The following is a 15,559-nucleotide window of genomic DNA, read 5'->3' as shown; positions in this document are numbered from 1 at the left end:
GATAGGACAGTGGGTTACATCGCTCAGGCCGGCCGCTCGGGGCGCGGTGGGGCGAATACCTCGATGACCCCGTTGACCTCGCGAACCATCAATGCGGGCAATGGCTTTGGCGATATCGGCAACTGATGGGTGAGCACCTGCCCGCTGGGTGAGAACGACGTGGTGTGGCAGGGACAGCGCAGCGTGTCATCGGGGGCGTCGAACCACAGCTTGCAGCCCTGATGCGTGCACACCCCTGACACCGCCTGGATTTGGCCGTCAACCCGGCGGACGAATCCGGTCACCGAGCCGAGGTCGAAGGCATGCATGACGCCGTCGGGCACGTCTGAGCCGGCGGCGATGCGCTGCCAGCTGCCCTCATTGGGCGTGAGTTGGCCGGCGGCAACCTCCGGAGCGCGGCCGTCGCCGGATTGACGCGCGATCAGCGCGCGATCGACGGACACCGCGGCGATTCCCGCCGTGGCGGCCGCCGACGTGCCGACGATGACCTGGCGGCGCGTGCTGCCCCGCCTCGACGCCGGTTCCGACGGCGCGCCGGACATTTGCCCGGCGATACGCCGGCGCAAATCGGTGACGAATTCCTGGCGCGGCGCATCACCACCGTCGCGAGCCGCGCGCAACTCGATGGCCGTGCGGAGCTGCGCGGCCTCGAAGTCGTCGGGTGCGAACGGCCTGGGGCGGCGCCCCCGCTGCAGATCGTCGACGTAACGTCGCAGCCCTCGCGCATTCATGGCTGCCCCCCATCGTTGACCTGTGCCGCCAGCCGCAGGGCGCGGTGCTGGAGCACTTTGGCGTTGGCCACACTGATCCCGAGTTCCGCGGCCGACTCCCTGATCGAATTGCCCCGCAGGAAGCGCGATTCCAAAATCCGGCGGTAGTGGTCCGGCAGGTGGCCAAGAACCCGGGTTACACGCTTACACCGGTCAGCGCGCCGCGAGTGCGGCCTCGGCGGCCATCAGCTGCTCGAGCTTGGTGGCGGTGGCGGAGAATGCGGATTTGGCGATGCTCAGAACTCGATCGCGCACCCGGGGGTTCGCCGAGCCCGACGGCAGCAGGTGCCCGATCAAGTGCCCGAACAGATCCAGCCGGGCCCCGGCCAACCACGACATCAGTTCCGGGTCGTCGAACCAGCGCAGCTGGTTGCTGTAGTCGGCCCGCGCCAGCCGCAACCAGTCGAGGTCGCTGTCCGGATGCGGCAGGGGCACACAGAGTTCGTTTTTGCCGGCGTCATCACAGTACGCGGCTTCGACGTGGGCGATCAGCGCAGCGCTGAAGATCTGTTGGCATCCGCGCACGCTTTGCAGCGTGATCCTCCCGGTATCGAAAATGGGTGTAGCGGGCCGCTTTTCGGCGCCGTCGGCGGTGCAGTCGATGAACAGCTCGTCGCCGCCGACGGCCACGGTGCCGCCGTCGAGGACCATCTTGTCCGCCTCGATGGCCAACAGGTGACCCAGGCGCACCACGTCGGTGATGCGGCGCAGCTGCTCGAGTTCGAGCCGGGTGATGGTCGCGCAGCGGTACATGGTGGGCCGGACCGCCGGATCCATGCGCAACAACACGCCGGCATCCTCGAGACGCGCGAACAGATCGTGCACCGAAGCCGCGTTGTCGATCGCGCGCAGTTGTGCGGTGAAGCTGGCCTTGAGCTTGTCGGCGAACAACGTGCCGGGCTGCATCGTCTCGCGGTCCAGCAGCCAGGAGTCGCGGGGCATGATCCAGGTCAGCCGATCCGGCCCGACGCCGTGGCTCAGCAGCCACAGGCAGGTGTCGATACCGGTTTTACCGGCGCCGACGACGACGTAGCGCTGATGTGCGGCGAGCCGGGGTAGGTCGTTCGGCGGCACGCACCCGATGCCGTCGGCGACCCCGTACGGTGGGCGGCGCATGGCCGGAACGGTGACCCGCATGTAGGTGGCGTCGACGACGCGGCGCGTCACGCGGACGGTGTGGTCGGCGCCGGCCAGCGTGCGAAACCGGCCTTCACCACGGTATCGGCCGCGGTATTCGCTCATCGGGAAGAAGCTGACCCGGCCTGTCGGCAGCCACTCCCGGCGCATGATGCGCTCGTAGTACGCGCAGATCTCGCCGGCGGTCGCCAATTCGTAAAGGCCCTGGTTCCAACCGACTTGGTCGATGGTGTCGCTGCCCAGCCGTGCCGAATTGACGCCGTAGAACGCTGAGGGCTGATGCAGCCGCACGAACGGGTAGGCCATGGTCCAGTGCCCACCGGGGGCGTCGTGGCGGTCCACCATCACCACGCGGGCCTCCGTTTCGGAGACCAGCGTGTCGACGAACGCCATACCCATGGCGCCCGCGCCGACTACCAGATAGTCGGCCTCGATGGTGTGCATACAGCTGTCAGGCTAGCCGCCGCCCGCCTTGCCAATGTTCGAACCGGGTTACTAGGATATGCAAGTATCCACTCAAGCCCGTCCACACACCCGAGGGCCCCATGACCACAGAGATCCCGCACTTCATCGATGGGCAGCGCACCGCCGGCCAGTCCGGCCGCAGCGCTGACGTCTTCGACCCCAGCACCGGCCGGGTTCAGGCCACGGTGCCGATGGCCGGCCAGGCCGACATCGACGCCGCGGTGGCGTCGGCAATCGAGGCCCAAAAGGGTTGGGCCGCAACCAATCCACAGCGGCGCGCTCGAGTGATGATGCGCTTCGTCGAGCTGGTCAACAAGCACAATGACGAGCTGGCCGAGCTGCTGTCGCGCGAGCACGGCAAGACGGTGGCCGACGCGAAGGGGGACATCCAGCGCGGGATCGAGGTCATCGAGTTCTGCATCGGCATCCCCCACCTGCTCAAGGGCGAATACAGCGAAGGCGCCGGACCCGGCATCGACGTCTACTCGCTGCGCCAGCCGCTGGGCGTGGTCGCCGGGATCACCCCGTTCAACTTCCCGGCGATGATCCCGCTGTGGAAGGCCGGTCCGGCGCTGGCCTGCGGCAACGCCTTTGTGCTCAAGCCCAGCGAGCGTGACCCGTCGGTGCCGGTGCGGCTGGCCGAGCTCTTTCTGGAGGCGGGTCTGCCGCCCGGGGTGTTCCAGGTGGTGCACGGCGACAAGGAAGCCGTCGACGCCATTTTGAACCACCCCGACATCGCGGCGGTCGGGTTCGTCGGCAGCTCGGATATCGCCCAGTACATCTACGCCGGGGCCGCGGCCACCGGAAAGCGCTCACAGTGCTTCGGCGGGGCCAAGAACCACATGATCGTGATGCCCGACGCCGATCTGGATCAGGCCGTCGACGCCCTGATCGGCGCCGGGTACGGCAGCGCCGGTGAGCGCTGCATGGCGATCAGCGTCGCGGTCCCCGTCGGCGACAAGACCGCCGACCGGTTGCGCGCCCGGCTCATCGAGCGGATCAACAACCTGCGCGTGGGCCACAGCCTGGACCCCAAGGCCGACTACGGCCCGCTGGTGACCGAGGCCGCCGTGGCACGGGTGCGCGACTACATCGCCCAGGGCGTGGACGCGGGAGCCGAACTGGTCATCGACGGTCGCGAACGGGCCAGCGACGACCTGACTTTCGGTGACGCCAACCTCGAAGGCGGATTCTTCATTGGGCCGACCCTGTTCGACCATGTCACCCCGGACATGTCGATCTACACCGACGAGATCTTCGGTCCCGTGCTGTGCATCGTAAGAGCCACAAACTACGAAGAAGCGCTGGCGCTTCCTTCTCAGCACGAGTACGGCAACGGCGTGGCGGTGTTCACCCGCGACGGGGATGCGGCCCGCGACTTCGTCGCCCGCGTGCAGGTCGGCATGGTCGGCGTCAACGTGCCGATTCCGGTGCCGGTGGCCTACCACACGTTCGGCGGCTGGAAGCGTTCCGGTTTCGGCGACCTCAACCAGCACGGCCCCTCGTCGATCATCTTCTACACCAAGACCAAGACGGTGACATCGCGGTGGCCGTCCGGCATCAAGGATGGCGCCGAATTCGTCATCCCCACCATGGATTAGGGTCGAGGACCCCGATGGCTTCCTTTACCCTCAACGACGACGAGCGGGTGATCACCGAGACGGCCGCCGCGTTCGCCGCCAAGCGCCTCGCCCCGCACGCCCTGGAATGGGATGCGGCCAAACATTTCCCGGTCGACGTGCTGCGCGAGTCCGCCGAACTCGGCATGGCCGCGATCTACTGCCGCGAGGATGTCGGCGGCAGCGGACTGCGCCGCCTGGACGGGGTCCGCATCTTCGAGCAGTTGGCCATCGCCGACCCCACCACAGCCGCGTTTTTGTCGATTCACAACATGTGCGCGTGGATGATCGACACCTTCGGCACCGCCGAGCAGCGCAAGGACTGGGTCCCGCGGCTGGCGTCGATGGATGTCGTCGCCAGCTACTGCCTCACCGAACCCGGTGCCGGCTCGGACGCCGGTGCACTGAGCACCCGTGCCGTCAGGCAGGGCGACGACTACGTGCTCGACGGCGTCAAGCAGTTCATCTCCGGCGCCGGCGCCTCGGACGTCTACGTGGTGATGGCAAGGACAGGCAGCGAGGGGCCGCGTGGCATATCGGCCTTCGTCATCGAAAAGGGCACTGCGGGACTGAGTTTCGGCTCGCCTGAGGAGAAGATGGGCTGGCACGCGCAACCCACCGCGCAGGTGATCCTGGAGAGCGTCCGGGTGCCGGCCGACGCGATGCTGGGCGGCGCCGATGGCGCGGGCGCCGGATTCGGCATCGCGATGAACGGGCTCAACGGCGGTCGGCTCAATATCGCCGCGTGCTCACTCGGCGGCGCCCAGGCCGCCGCGGACAAGGCCGGGGTGTACGTTCGCGATCGGCAGGCGTTCGGGTCGTCCCTGCTCGACGAGCCGACCATCCGGTTCACCCTGGCCGACATGGCCACCGGGCTCGAGACTTCGCGAATGATGTTGTGGCGGGCCGCCAATGCGTTGGACGCCGGCGACCCCGACAAGGTCGAGTTGTGCGCGATGGCCAAGCGCTACGTCACCGATACCTGCTTCGAGGTCGCCGACAAAGCCCTGCAGCTGCACGGCGGTTACGGCTACCTGCGCGAGTATGGTCTGGAGAAGATCGTGCGCGACCTGCGGGTGCATCGAATCCTGGAAGGGACCAACGAAATCATGCGGGTGGTCATCGGTCGGGCCGAAGCAGCACGGGTCCGGGCAACCGCATAGAAAGGTCTTGGAGATGACCGAGCACCTGACGGTGGCCTTCCTGGGTCTGGGCCACATGGGCGGGCCCATGGCGACGAATCTCGTTGCGGCCAAACACGCGGTGCGCGGATTCGATCCCGTGCCGGCGGCGCTGTCCGCGGCGGCCGGGGCAGGCGTCACCGGATTCGACAGCGCCACCGACGCGGTGGCCGGGTCGGACGTGGTCATCACCATGCTGCCCAACGGGGAGCTGGTCAAACGCTGCTATGCCGAGACCCTGCCCGCAGCGCGGCCCGGCACGCTGTTCATCGACAGCTCCACGATCTCGGTCAACGATGCCCGCGAGGTACATGCGCTGGCCGAATCGCACGGCGTCGCGCAGCTGGACGCGCCCGTGTCGGGTGGGGTGAAGGGTGCCGTCGCCGGGACGCTGGCGTTCATGGTGGGCGGTGACGCGGATGCCCTGCAGCGGGCGCGGCCGGTGCTGGAACCCATGGCGGGCAAGATCATTCACTGCGGTGCGGCCGGAGCCGGGCAGGCCGCGAAGGTGTGCAACAACATGGTGCTGGCGGTGCAGCAGATCGCGATCGGCGAGGCATTCATCCTCGCCGAGCGGCTCGGGTTGTCCGCCCAGTCGCTCTTCGACGTCATCACCGGGGCGACCGGAAACTGCTGGGCCGTACATACCAATTGCCCTGTACCGGGCCCGGTCCCGACATCGCCGGCCAACAACGACTTCAAGCCTGGCTTTGCCACCGCGCTGATGAACAAGGACCTGGGCCTGGCGATGGATGCGGTGTCCGCCAGCGGATCGGCGGCGCCGCTGGGTACACATGCCGCCCAGATCTACGCGGAATTCGCTGCCGGCCACGCCGACAAGGACTTCAGCGCAGTCATCGAGATGCTGCGCAGCAGCTGACCCGCGCCCGGGTCAGAAGTCACCGGCGTTGCGCCGCAACGTCTCGATGGATGATGCCAGGCTGCGCGATTCGGTGTCGGTCATCCCGATGTCGGCGAACACCTGCTTGTTGAGAGTGGCGGTGGCGTCCTCGACAGTGGAGCGGCCCAGGTCGGTGATCCGCACCAGCGTGGTGCGCCCGTCGGTGGGGTGCGGCACCCGGTGCACCAGGCCGTCGGCCTCCAGCCGTCGGATCGCGTGGGTCACGCTGGTGACGTGGACCTGCAGCCGGTCGGAGGCCTTGGTGATGGGCAGCGCCCCGGTCCGGCTGAACGCCAGCAGCCGCAGCAATTCGTACCGCGAGAAACTCAGATCGTAGGGACGCAGCGCCGTCTCGACGCGGGCCAGCAGGATCTGGTGCGCACGCATCACCGAGGTCACCGCCACCATGCCCGGCGCCACATCGCCCCACCCGGCACGTTCCCAATTGACGCGCGCCGCTGCGATCGGATCACGCTTCTCCGGTCGTGAGTCAGCCACGCCCCTTCTTACCGCACTTGGCGCCCGGGCGTGGCCTTTCCCAACGCCGACAGCACCGCCGTCGTCGATGCGCGACTGCCCACGGTGACGCGCGCGCCACCGTCCGCGTAATACCGCACGCGCGGTCCGCTGTCACCGAAAACCTCACGCCACGGCCGATACTGCCTTCCGTCGGCGGGCAGATAGATGAAATTGGCATGCGCGTCGGTCGTGTATATCCCCATCGCACTTAGGCGCATCCGCAGATAGCGCCGTTCCGCGGTGATCAACCGGATCCGTCGCAGCAGTTCGTCTTCCGCGTCATAGGACGCCGTGACGGCGACCAAGCTGGTGATCGCGATGCCGAACGGCAGCTGCTGGGACCACAGCGTCCGGGCCAGCTCGCCAGAGGCCACCGCGTAACCGATTCGCAGCCCCGCCAGACCGTAGGCCTTGGAGAAGGTCCGCACCACTACCACATTCGGAAAGCGCGCGACCAATGACGCTGCGTCCAAACGGTGCTCAGGTGTGGTGAACTCGATATAGGCCTCGTCGAGCAACACGACGGTGTCGCGCGGCACCCGGCGCAGAAACCGGAGGACAGCGCCCGTGGGCTCCAGCGTGCCGGTCGGGTTGTGTGGCCGGCATATCACCACCACGCGCGCCTGGGCGGCAGCATCGGCCAGTGCGTCGAGATCGTTGCGGCCGCAGTCGTCCAACGGGACGAGCGAGGGATTCAGGCGTGCCATTTGCGTGATGATCGGATAACCGTCGAACGTCGGCGAGGCCATCGCCACCGTGTCACCTGGCCCGGTCAGCGCCTGCAGGGCTTGCAACACAACTCCCGTCGCCCCGGCACCCAGCACCACCTGGTCGGCGGCCACACCGATATGCCCGGCGATCACGCGGCGCAACCGCTCCGGCAAGAACTCCGGGTACCGGTTCGCCGCGCAGACAGAACGAATCAGCGCCGAACGTACCGTCGGCAGCGGCGGAAATGGATTCTCGTTGAGCGACAACGCAAACGGGTCAACCGCGTTGGGCACCGCATCGCAGGTCTCGCCGGCCATCGGGCCCGGAACGGGTTGCATCACCCTCTCCCGCCCCAGCGCACCGCGGCGGCGCCGGCGAAGTCTCCGGCGTGCGCGAACGCCGCCATCATGACGACTTGCCCGGCCTTGAGCTGGCCGTCGGATACTGCGCGGTCCAGATTGATCGGAATCCCGGCACCGAAGAGGTTGCCGCACTCGTCGAAGGTGTCACGATGGCGTTCCGGTGGCAGCTCGAGCGCGTCACGCCAATTGCGTAGGAAAGCCCGGTTCGGCTGGTTGGTCACCAGCAAGTCGATATCCTTGGCGGGCAATCTGATTCGGTCGCAGACCGCCAGCGCCACCTCGGGGACCTGCCGGTTGCCGCGGGCCAGCACCTTGGTGATCTTGCTTTCGGTGAAACCGATGCTGCCCTCGCCGCGGCCCGCCTGCCACCACTTACGCGGCGGGTCGTAGGAAAGTGTCATTTCACCTGCATATTCGCCGTAGGTCCGGCACTCGACATCCAGGATGGGTGATTGTTCGCTCACCGTGACCAGGGCCACCGCGGCGCCGTCACCGGGGACCGCCGACTGCGCCTTGCGGCGAATCGTTGGCTGGTCGAAGAATTGGCCGGCCGCGTTTTGCGCGATGGCGATGAGCGCGGTGTGTCCGTCACCCGCTGCCAGCAGTTTACGGGCCACGTTGAGCGCCAACACAAATGCGGCGCAGCCGCCGTTATTCAGGTCCAGCACCCAGGACGGCCGCATGCCCAGCCGATGCGCAATGCCACCGCCTTGGCCGTAGAACGCCATGTCTGGTATCTGGGTGTGGGTGATGAGCACGTCGGCACCCTCGATGACGTCATGGCCATGTCGCTCGATCAGGCCTTGGGCCGCGCGTTCGATCATGTCGATGGAACTTTCGTCCGCGGCGACGTGATGGCGGAACTTCGGGGCCCGGAACATCACGTTGTCGCGCAGATCGTCTGATTCGGCGAATTGCGCATAGTAGTCCGCGGGGACCGGTTCGCCCGGCAGGTACGTCGCGACGTCGATCAGGCTGACGGTTGGGTTTCCCATGGTGTGCTCACCTCATCCATACCGGCGTCACCGGCAAACCGTTGCGGTGGCGGTACTCGGCGATCGCCTTGAGGTTGTTCATCTCGAGCTGATGACCCGCGCCGAACATGTCCCAGAAGTCACCGACCCATACCGGGCGCTGCGCCGGCGCCGTCTCCGGATACGGGTTGTGGTCATAGAACGGGTGGTGGCAGTTGGTCCACAACACAACCGATCCCGGCTTGTCGAGAACGCTCTGGGCGTCGACGACGCGCATCAGGTAGATCATCCACAGGTGCCTGCCCTGATCCCAGGCGCAGTGGTAATCGACGGTCCGCGCCTGCGCGTTCGCGACGGTGCGGGTGTAGATCTCGGTTTCCGACCCGAGCCGGTCGTAGGCCAGCCATAACCCGGGTTCATCCGTGGGGGTGAACCCGCGGAGACTGTACGTCCACTCCTCCAGGCTGCGGGTGTCGGCCATGTACTCGTACAACTCGTCGGGTGGGCAGTCGACGTAATCGTTGACGGTGCAGTACTGCCCGAAGACCTGATCGTGCGGGTACACCGACCGCATCATGTCCATGATGATCGGTGTGGCCTTCTCCCTGGGGCTGGTTTCGATGCGGGTGACCCCGTCGATGAGGTCGGGGATATCCTCAAGCGCTGGCAGCGACATTGCCGTTGTTCTCCTTATCAAATGAATTCTGTTCCACAGCAGTATTTTTCGAAGTAGATGTGGTGAGAAACGGCGCGAAGGGCGGGATCTCGTCAGCGGCGCACTCGACACTGACCACCGACGGGCCGTCGAGGCCGAGAGCGGTGCCCATCGCCGCGGCGAAGCCATCGACGTCGTCGACGTCGACCGATGTCAGGCTCGGGAACATCGCGGCCAGACCGGCACCAAGCCGGCTGGGGCGAAATCGGTTGTAGCTGTATAAGTCGTTGTAGAACAACTGCTCTCGGGTCACGCACATGGCGTGCGCGTTGTTGTTGAACAGCACGAACGTCACCGGTAGCCGGTACTGCAGGGCGGTGTGCACCTCCATGCCGTGCATGAAGAACGCTCCGTCGCCGGCAATCACCACGGTGCGGCCGCCGGGCCGGCCACTGTTGGCCCTCCCGAACGACATTCCGATCCCGGCGCCGAAGCTGTAGCCCATACCGCCCATCCCGAGCGCGACGACGAACCTGCCGCCGCGGCGCGCCGGAAGATAATGGATCGCCGCGGCCCCGGTGTTCCCGGCGTCCACCACGATGTCGGTCCCGTCGGGCAGCACACCGTCCAGCACCGTCATCGCGTCGCGGTACCGCAGACCCGGTCCGGAACAGGGCGGCGGCGTCATCTCGGTGGGCCGATCCGTGCCGGCGACGTGCGGACCGGTCGGGTGCGCACGGCCACGAAGCGCGTGGCTCAGCAGCCGCAGCGAACGGCGCAGGTCGTCGGAATGCACGTGCGTGCAGTCCAGATACGGCGGCGCCGCCCCAATGGAAAGCGTCCGTACCGCGGCCAGCGCGTCGTCCAGACCGCCGCGTGCGGTCACCGCGAGCCGGGTGCCGACGATCAGGCACACCGCGCCGGCGGCCAGTTCCTCGGCGACATTGCGGTGGCCCATCACACCGGTCACCCCCAGCAATGACGTCGAGCCGAGCCCCGGCGCGCCGGCGACATCCTTCGCGTCCGGCACGGTGGCGACCCCGGCGTGCAGCAGCGCCCGGAGCTCTTCGAGCTCGGCGCGGGCGTCGTCACGGGCCACCTGCTCACCGGCGATGATCGTGACCGGGCCCCGTGCATGGCGCAGTTCGTGGACGATCGGATGCGGGTTGTCGATCCGCGCCCTCACTCCATCTGCGTCGTAACCGTCATCCCCGACATCAATGTGTTTCTGCTGAATGTCCTTGGGCAGCAACAGCACCGCCGGCCCACCGCGCTGCGCCGCCGCGATGGCCCGAGGCAGTACCGAAACGATGTCGGCCGGCCGGCGCAGACGCTCGCAGAACACCGATACCGTCGAGAAGAGTGCCTTTGCGTTCAGCGATCCGTTTGCGCCACTGGTGTCCTGGAAGCTGCCCTGTCCGTCCATCGTGCTGGCGGGCTGGCCGACCAACGCCAGCACCGGAACCCGGCTCGCGAGCGACTCGCCCAAGCCTGCGACCAGGTTCAGCGCGCCCCCGCCCGAGGTCGCGGCGACCACACCCAGGCCGGCCCCGCTTCTGCTGTACCCGTCGGCCATGGTTGCCGCGGAGAACTCGTGCTTGGCCAGCACCGCGTTGATATGCGGGTGAAAATGCGCCGCGTCGTAGACGTCCTCGATGTTGGCGCCGTCCACCCCGAAGACGTGATCGACTCCGATTTCCGCTAGGCGCCCGACGATATGGTCGACCACCCGGTGACTGCCTGGCATCCGCTGACGTTCTCCTGACGCCGCAAAGGGCCCCGATTTGCTCTTGTCGCGAAGAACGAGGTGGGGGTCCGGTCGGTTCATTGCCCTCTACGAAGCCTCGATGAAGGCCTCTATGAGCCGTCGGTGAACCGTTTAGCCGTCACCATCGTGGTGCCTAGATGACCATCGAACTACGCAACGTGGTCCGCGAGTACACGGTCGGCGGTCAATCGGTGCGGGCACTCGACGAGGTCAGCCTGCAGCTGGCGCACGGGCAGTTCGTGTCGGTCGTCGGCCCCTCCGGCGCGGGTAAAAGCACGCTGCTGCACCTACTCGGCGCTCTGGATTCCCCTGATTCCGGGTCGATCACCTTCGACGGCGAAGATATCGCCCGCCTCAGCGATGAACAACAGTCGCGGTTCCGCCATCACCGGGTCGGTTTCATTTTTCAGTTCTTCAACCTGCTGCCGACGCTGTCGGCGTGGGAGAACGTGGCGATCCCCAAACTGCTTGACGGTGTCCGGCTGGGCAGGGCCAAACCGGATGCTATCCGCCTGCTGAACCGGGTCGGGCTCGGTGACCGGACTCAGCACCGGCCGGCCGAGCTGTCCGGCGGACAGATGCAGCGGGTGGCCGTGGCGCGGGCGTTGATGATGAACCCGCCGCTGATTCTCGCCGACGAGCCGACCGGAAACCTCGACTCCACGACGGGCGCGTCCGTTTTGGCGCTGCTTGCCGAGGTCGCGCACGAGGACGGTCAGGGCCGGATGGTGGTGATGGTGACCCACAACGCCGATGCCGCCGCGGCCACCGATCGGGTGATCACCCTGCAGGACGGTCGGGTCGGTTCGGACGTAGCGGCGGTTCTGAGGTGAAACCGGCCGCCGCGGCGAGCCGGTTACGGGTGTTCAGCCTGCGGGAGCTCGCCACGCATCGCCGGCGTACATTCGCGTCGATCGCCGTAATGGCGGTCTCGGCAACGTATTTGGTTGCGATATTCGCAATCTTCGGGTCGATCACCGGATCGGTCAGCCGGCTGGCCGACGGAATCGCCGGCGTCGCCGCGCTCGAGGTGTCCGGCATTACCGATGCCGGATTCCCCGACTCGATACTGGCCGAGGTGGCTGCGGTCCCAGGCGTCGCCACCGCGGCGCCGATGATCCGGACGTCGGCGTCCACACCGTCGGGACCGGTGCTGCTGCTGGGGGCCGACAAGCGCACCGCCGAATTGGGCGGCGCCCTCAAGGATGCGGTCTCGCGACCACTGGACGCGATGTCCGCGACGCCCGACGGCGTCCAGGTCGGCCCGAACGTCGGCTACACGCGAGGCCAGACGTTCCAGCTGGGCTCGGGATCGGTCACGGTCACCGAGGTGCTTGCGGGCAAACAGTATGCGAGCCTGAACGGCGGCCACTACGTTCTTGCCCCACTTGCGTTGGCGCAGAACGTTGCCGGGCGCCCCGGCCAACTCGACTCGATCCTGATCACCATGAAACCGGGCGCCAACCCGTCCGCCGTGCGCGCCGCGGTCAGCGCCACCGTCACCGGCCGCGCCGTGGTCGCGGACCCGAGTTTCCGGGCGGCCCGGGCCGGCGACGGCGTCAAGCTGATGAACTACATGGCGCTGCTGGGTGCGGCAGTCGCGCTGGTGGTCGGCGCGTTTTTGGTCTACACGACGATGACGATGGCGATCGCCGCGCGCCGGCCCGTCATCTCGATGCTGCGGGCGATAGGCGGCCGGCGCACCACGATCGTGGGCGACATGCTCGCGGAGGCGGCGGTCCTTGGTTTGATCGGTGGGACGATCGGCTCCGGCGTAGGAATTCTGGCCGGGCACATCGCAATTGGACGATTGCCTCCGGCAATGACCCAGGGGCTGGAGGCCCGCATCGAGTACTGGCTGCCCGGCTACGCGATACCACTGGCGCTGGTGGCGACGGCGCTCACCAGCGTGCTGGCGTCGGCGATGGCCGCGCGGCAGGTGTACAAGGTGTCACCGATCGAGGCGCTCGCGCCGGTCGGGGCTTCGGCGGCGGATGCCGTGCCACGCTGGCTCCGAGTTGCCGGCGGGGCGGGCGCGCTCGCGGTGTTCGCGGCGGCGATCCCGGTCTTCGTCGCCCAGCGCGGCACCGTCGCCTTTGTCGCGATGGCCGCCCTGCTGGCCGCCGAGATCGCCGTCGGATTCGCGCTCGGCGTCGCGATCGTGAAAGCCACGGCCGCGACGGCTCGCGTGTTCGGATCGTTCGGGGCGCTCGCGGCCGCGACGATCGAGCGCGCGCCGCGGCGAGTGTGGGCAACCGTGATGACCGTGCTCATCGGCGTCGTCACCACCGTCGTGATCACCGGCACGAACGCCGACATGATCCGCTCGGCCCGTGACATCTTTTCGCCGGTCGCCGACACCGATGTGTGGGTGAGCGCGGATCCGCCCGACAGCTACCCCACCGACGTTCTGCCGCAAGGCCTCAGCGACAAGGTGGCAGCGGTGCCCGGGGTGGCCCACATCGTCGAGGGCGCGTTCGCATTCGCCGTCATCGGCGGCACGCGCGTCCTGCTGGACGGGTTCTCCGCGAGCAGCCACGACGCGCTCTTCCGCGCGCTCGATGACCGGCTACGCGGCGAGGTGCTCGCCGGCCGGGGGGTGGTGCTCACGCAGAACCTGGGCACCACTCTGCACGTCCGGTCGGGTGACCGGCTGCGGCTGCAGACGCCCCGCGGCCCGCGGGAGACGAAAGTGCTCGCCTTGGTGCCGTTCTTCTCGACGGTCATCGGCACCGTCGGTATCGGCCTCGATGACATGCGGACCTGGTTCGATCGCCCGGCCGCGACAACACTTCAGATCAACGCGGCCCCGGGCGTGGATCGGCATCGCCTGTTGGCGGCGGTCCGCGGGCTGGTGTCAGCGCCGAACCATGTCTACGACGGCCGCGAGGCGCTGGCCGGGCTCGAAGCCCCGCTGCATCAGAGCATGTTCATCGCCAACGCCGTGTGGATCATCGTGGTGGCCGTCGCGGCCGTCGCGCTCCTCAACACGCTGACCCTCTCGGTGACCGAACGCCGCCGCGAACTCGGTGTGCTGCGGGCGATGGGAGCCAGCCGCCGGTTCACACTGCAGATGGTCCTGGCCGAAGCGGCCGGAATCGGCGTCGTCGGAGGTATTTTGGGGCTCGCGGTCGGTTTGACCGACCAGTGGCTGTTCAGCCTGGTCAGCGGGGACCTGATGAACTTCCGGGTCGGCTTTCACCTGAGCTCGATGGCGCTGGCCTTCACCCTCGGCGCGCTGGCGATCAGCCTGCTCGGTTCGCTGCCACCCGCACGGCGCGCTGCCCGCCTGAACATCATCGAGGCCGTCAGCGTCGAGTGAGGGTGGCGAATCCCTGCAGATGCGGCTTGCACGGGAAGGGCACCGGCGTGCGTGGGATCCGGTGCAGCGCAGTGGTATCGAATCCGGCCGCCTCGATGGCGTCCAGGGTTCGCCGGTTCGGCTCGCAACCGCCGCTCAACCACGACCACGGCTTTGCGACCAGGTCCTGAAATCGGCCCGTCGCGCCCTCGCCGCGCACATGCTCAAGGACGACCAGCCTGCCTCCGGGTACGAGCACCCGTCGGATCTCGCCGAGAGTGGCGGCCACGTCGTCGACAGAGCACAACACCAGGCCGATGTGCACCGAATCGAAACTGTTGTCCGGAAACGGAATCGACTCACCGGCCCCGTCCACGATCTCGACCGCAACGCCGCGGCGGCGAGCTGACGTCGAGGCCATGCGCCGAAACTTCGCCTCCGGCTCCACGGCCGCGACCGACGTGACCGCGGCGGGCAAGAACATCAGGTCGGTCCCCGGGCCGAGGCCGAGCATCAGCAGCCGGCCCGTCGCGTTGCCGATCGCCGCTCGACGATACCGGTGATAGAAAAGACGGTCGAAAATCGGCTGCCCGAATCGATAGACATACGGAAACAATGGATTACGACGCGTCATCTGGCCTCAGGTCCATTCGGAACGGCGGGTATCGGTCGTCCATCAAGGACACGTACACGGCCACCCGGTAACGCCAGCGTACGATGCCCATCAGCAGATCGCGCATGCCCGGTGGAATCGTTCCGGTGCACAGCAACGACACCGCGGCGATCACGCAGAGAACCTGCAACGGTGCCTCCAGCGACCAGCACAGCAGCACTTGAGGGATCGCCAGCAGCCACTTGACCAGCACGGCCTGATTCCGCAGCCGCTCCGGATAGTCGACCTCGAGATCGCCCGGGTAGTCGGGGCGGGATGCGAACGTGAAGGGCGGGTACCTGTCGGTGCTGTTCATCGGGAACCGGAAGTTCATGACCCGCCACGACCAGCGCAGCGTCCCGACATTGAAATCGAACAACGGTCGCGGATACCTTCCAGTGCACAGGATTACGACGCCTGCGGCGATCGTCGACAGTGGGTACACCAGGTAGAGTCCGATCAATATCGGGTAGTGCGGGACCGCCAGCACGCACCACTTGACCATCCAGAGCCAGCGCGAGGGCGCGTCGTAGTCGCCCCGAAC

The 15,559-nt window shown here is 67.3% G+C and carries 14 protein-coding genes and 1 pseudogene; 5 read left to right on the top strand and 10 right to left on the bottom strand.

Annotation, left to right across the window (positions count from 1 at the left end; translation table 11 throughout):
- Positions 1-23: 23 nt before the first annotated feature.
- From OQ789_RS03935 to OQ789_RS03925, 3 genes and pseudogenes are all read right to left on the bottom strand, one after another.
- On the bottom strand, positions 24-731 hold the full coding sequence (locus tag OQ789_RS03935; RefSeq protein WP_324683653.1) for a Rieske (2Fe-2S) protein: 708 nt from the start codon (positions 729-731) through the stop codon (positions 24-26).
- Positions 728-901 (bottom strand): annotated as a pseudogene (locus OQ789_RS03930) (sigma factor-like helix-turn-helix DNA-binding protein); the annotation flags it as partial. The pseudogene OQ789_RS03930 and the gene OQ789_RS03935, both read right to left, overlap by 4 nt.
- 22 nt (positions 902-923) lie before the next feature.
- Positions 924-2,351: an NAD(P)-binding protein gene (locus OQ789_RS03925; protein WP_324683652.1), complete on the bottom strand. Its 1,428-nt coding sequence runs from the start codon at positions 2,349-2,351 to the stop codon at positions 924-926.
- A gap of 101 nt (positions 2,352-2,452) precedes the next feature.
- Between OQ789_RS03925 and OQ789_RS03920 the strand changes: the two genes are divergently transcribed.
- Genes OQ789_RS03920 through mmsB form a run of 3 tightly spaced genes read left to right on the top strand, consistent with a single transcriptional unit; the run spans position 2,453 to position 6,052 of the window.
- The gene (locus tag OQ789_RS03920) at positions 2,453-3,973 is read left to right on the top strand and encodes a CoA-acylating methylmalonate-semialdehyde dehydrogenase (protein WP_324683650.1); all 1,521 of its coding nucleotides are present in this window, start codon (positions 2,453-2,455) and stop codon (positions 3,971-3,973) included.
- 14 nt (positions 3,974-3,987) lie between these two features.
- Complete coding sequence (locus OQ789_RS03915; RefSeq protein WP_324683649.1) at positions 3,988-5,154, top strand: acyl-CoA dehydrogenase family protein; 1,167 nt, start codon at positions 3,988-3,990, stop codon at positions 5,152-5,154.
- Positions 5,155-5,167: 13 nt separating this feature from the next.
- Positions 5,168-6,052: a 3-hydroxyisobutyrate dehydrogenase gene (gene mmsB, locus OQ789_RS03910; protein WP_324683647.1), complete on the top strand. Its 885-nt coding sequence runs from the start codon at positions 5,168-5,170 to the stop codon at positions 6,050-6,052.
- Between the two features lie 12 nt (positions 6,053-6,064).
- On the opposite strand, the gene OQ789_RS03905 is transcribed toward mmsB, so the two are convergent.
- From OQ789_RS03905 to OQ789_RS03885, 5 genes are read right to left on the bottom strand one after another with little or no spacing between them, the layout of a single operon-like run.
- A complete protein-coding gene (locus OQ789_RS03905; protein ID WP_324683646.1) occupies positions 6,065-6,571 on the bottom strand; it encodes a MarR family transcriptional regulator in 507 nt (168 codons plus the stop codon).
- A gap of 8 nt (positions 6,572-6,579) precedes the next feature.
- The gene (locus OQ789_RS03900; protein ID WP_324683644.1) at positions 6,580-7,641 is read right to left on the bottom strand and encodes a pyridoxal phosphate-dependent aminotransferase; all 1,062 of its coding nucleotides are present in this window, start codon (positions 7,639-7,641) and stop codon (positions 6,580-6,582) included.
- Entirely contained in the window at positions 7,641-8,660 is a 1,020-nt protein-coding gene (locus tag OQ789_RS03895; protein ID WP_324683643.1) for a 3-oxoacyl-ACP synthase III family protein, read from the bottom strand. Before OQ789_RS03895 ends, OQ789_RS03900 begins: the two co-directional genes overlap by 1 nt.
- 7 nt (positions 8,661-8,667) lie before the next feature.
- A complete protein-coding gene (locus OQ789_RS03890) occupies positions 8,668-9,315 on the bottom strand; it encodes an SRPBCC family protein (RefSeq protein WP_324683642.1) in 648 nt (215 codons plus the stop codon).
- Entirely contained in the window at positions 9,296-11,041 is a 1,746-nt protein-coding gene (locus OQ789_RS03885; protein WP_324683640.1) for a thiamine pyrophosphate-binding protein, read from the bottom strand. The genes OQ789_RS03890 and OQ789_RS03885 overlap by 20 nt, the downstream gene beginning before the upstream one ends.
- 158 nt (positions 11,042-11,199) lie before the next feature.
- Here OQ789_RS03885 and OQ789_RS03880 point away from each other — a divergent pair, with 158 nt between their 5' ends.
- A complete protein-coding gene (locus OQ789_RS03880; protein ID WP_324683638.1) occupies positions 11,200-11,895 on the top strand; it encodes an ABC transporter ATP-binding protein in 696 nt (231 codons plus the stop codon).
- 89 nt (positions 11,896-11,984) lie between these two features.
- Entirely contained in the window at positions 11,985-14,384 is a 2,400-nt protein-coding gene (locus OQ789_RS03875; RefSeq protein WP_324683844.1) for an ABC transporter permease, read from the top strand.
- Here the strand turns inward: OQ789_RS03875 and OQ789_RS03870 are convergent.
- Together OQ789_RS03870 and OQ789_RS03865 are read right to left on the bottom strand one after the other, a co-directional pair.
- Positions 14,371-14,997, bottom strand: a complete 627-nt coding sequence (locus OQ789_RS03870) for a class I SAM-dependent methyltransferase (RefSeq protein ID WP_324683637.1) — start codon at positions 14,995-14,997, stop codon at positions 14,371-14,373. The two genes, OQ789_RS03875 and OQ789_RS03870, sit on opposite strands and share 14 nt — an antisense overlap.
- Positions 14,984-15,520, bottom strand: coding sequence for a DUF4389 domain-containing protein (locus tag OQ789_RS03865; RefSeq protein ID WP_324683843.1), 537 nt, complete (start codon positions 15,518-15,520; stop codon positions 14,984-14,986). Before OQ789_RS03865 ends, OQ789_RS03870 begins: the two co-directional genes overlap by 14 nt.
- Between the last annotated feature and the right edge of the window lie 39 nt (positions 15,521-15,559).

The organism is Mycobacterium sp. 94-17, assembly GCF_035617725.1.
In the GTDB taxonomy this organism is placed as follows: Bacteria; Actinomycetota; Actinomycetes; order Mycobacteriales; family Mycobacteriaceae; genus Mycobacterium.
The sequence above is the reverse complement of the archived record's forward strand: the minus strand, read 5'-3'. Positions and strand labels throughout refer to the sequence as shown.

What these genes read in the sequence shown, in the direction of transcription:
- OQ789_RS03870 (WP_324683637.1), bottom strand. Translation starts at nt 14,997, where the DNA reads ATGACGCGTCGTAATCCATTGTTTCCGTATGTCTATCGATTCGGGCAG.
- OQ789_RS03915 (WP_324683649.1), top strand. Translation starts at nt 3,988, where the DNA reads ATGGCTTCCTTTACCCTCAACGACGACGAGCGGGTGATCACCGAGACG.
- OQ789_RS03895 (WP_324683643.1), bottom strand. Translation starts at nt 8,660, where the DNA reads ATGGGAAACCCAACCGTCAGCCTGATCGACGTCGCGACGTACCTGCCG.
- OQ789_RS03935 (WP_324683653.1), bottom strand. Translation starts at nt 731, where the DNA reads ATGAATGCGCGAGGGCTGCGACGTTACGTCGACGATCTGCAGCGGGGG.
- mmsB (WP_324683647.1), top strand. Translation starts at nt 5,168, where the DNA reads ATGACCGAGCACCTGACGGTGGCCTTCCTGGGTCTGGGCCACATGGGC.
- OQ789_RS03925 (WP_324683652.1), bottom strand. Translation starts at nt 2,351, where the DNA reads ATGCACACCATCGAGGCCGACTATCTGGTAGTCGGCGCGGGCGCCATG.
- OQ789_RS03900 (WP_324683644.1), bottom strand. Translation starts at nt 7,641, where the DNA reads ATGCAACCCGTTCCGGGCCCGATGGCCGGCGAGACCTGCGATGCGGTG.
- OQ789_RS03885 (WP_324683640.1), bottom strand. Translation starts at nt 11,041, where the DNA reads ATGCCAGGCAGTCACCGGGTGGTCGACCATATCGTCGGGCGCCTAGCG.
- OQ789_RS03920 (WP_324683650.1), top strand. Translation starts at nt 2,453, where the DNA reads ATGACCACAGAGATCCCGCACTTCATCGATGGGCAGCGCACCGCCGGC.
- OQ789_RS03880 (WP_324683638.1), top strand. Translation starts at nt 11,200, where the DNA reads ATGACCATCGAACTACGCAACGTGGTCCGCGAGTACACGGTCGGCGGT.
- OQ789_RS03865 (WP_324683843.1), bottom strand. Translation starts at nt 15,520, where the DNA reads ATGGTCAAGTGGTGCGTGCTGGCGGTCCCGCACTACCCGATATTGATC.
- OQ789_RS03890 (WP_324683642.1), bottom strand. Translation starts at nt 9,315, where the DNA reads ATGTCGCTGCCAGCGCTTGAGGATATCCCCGACCTCATCGACGGGGTC.
- OQ789_RS03875 (WP_324683844.1), top strand. Translation starts at nt 11,985, where the DNA reads ATGGCGGTCTCGGCAACGTATTTGGTTGCGATATTCGCAATCTTCGGG.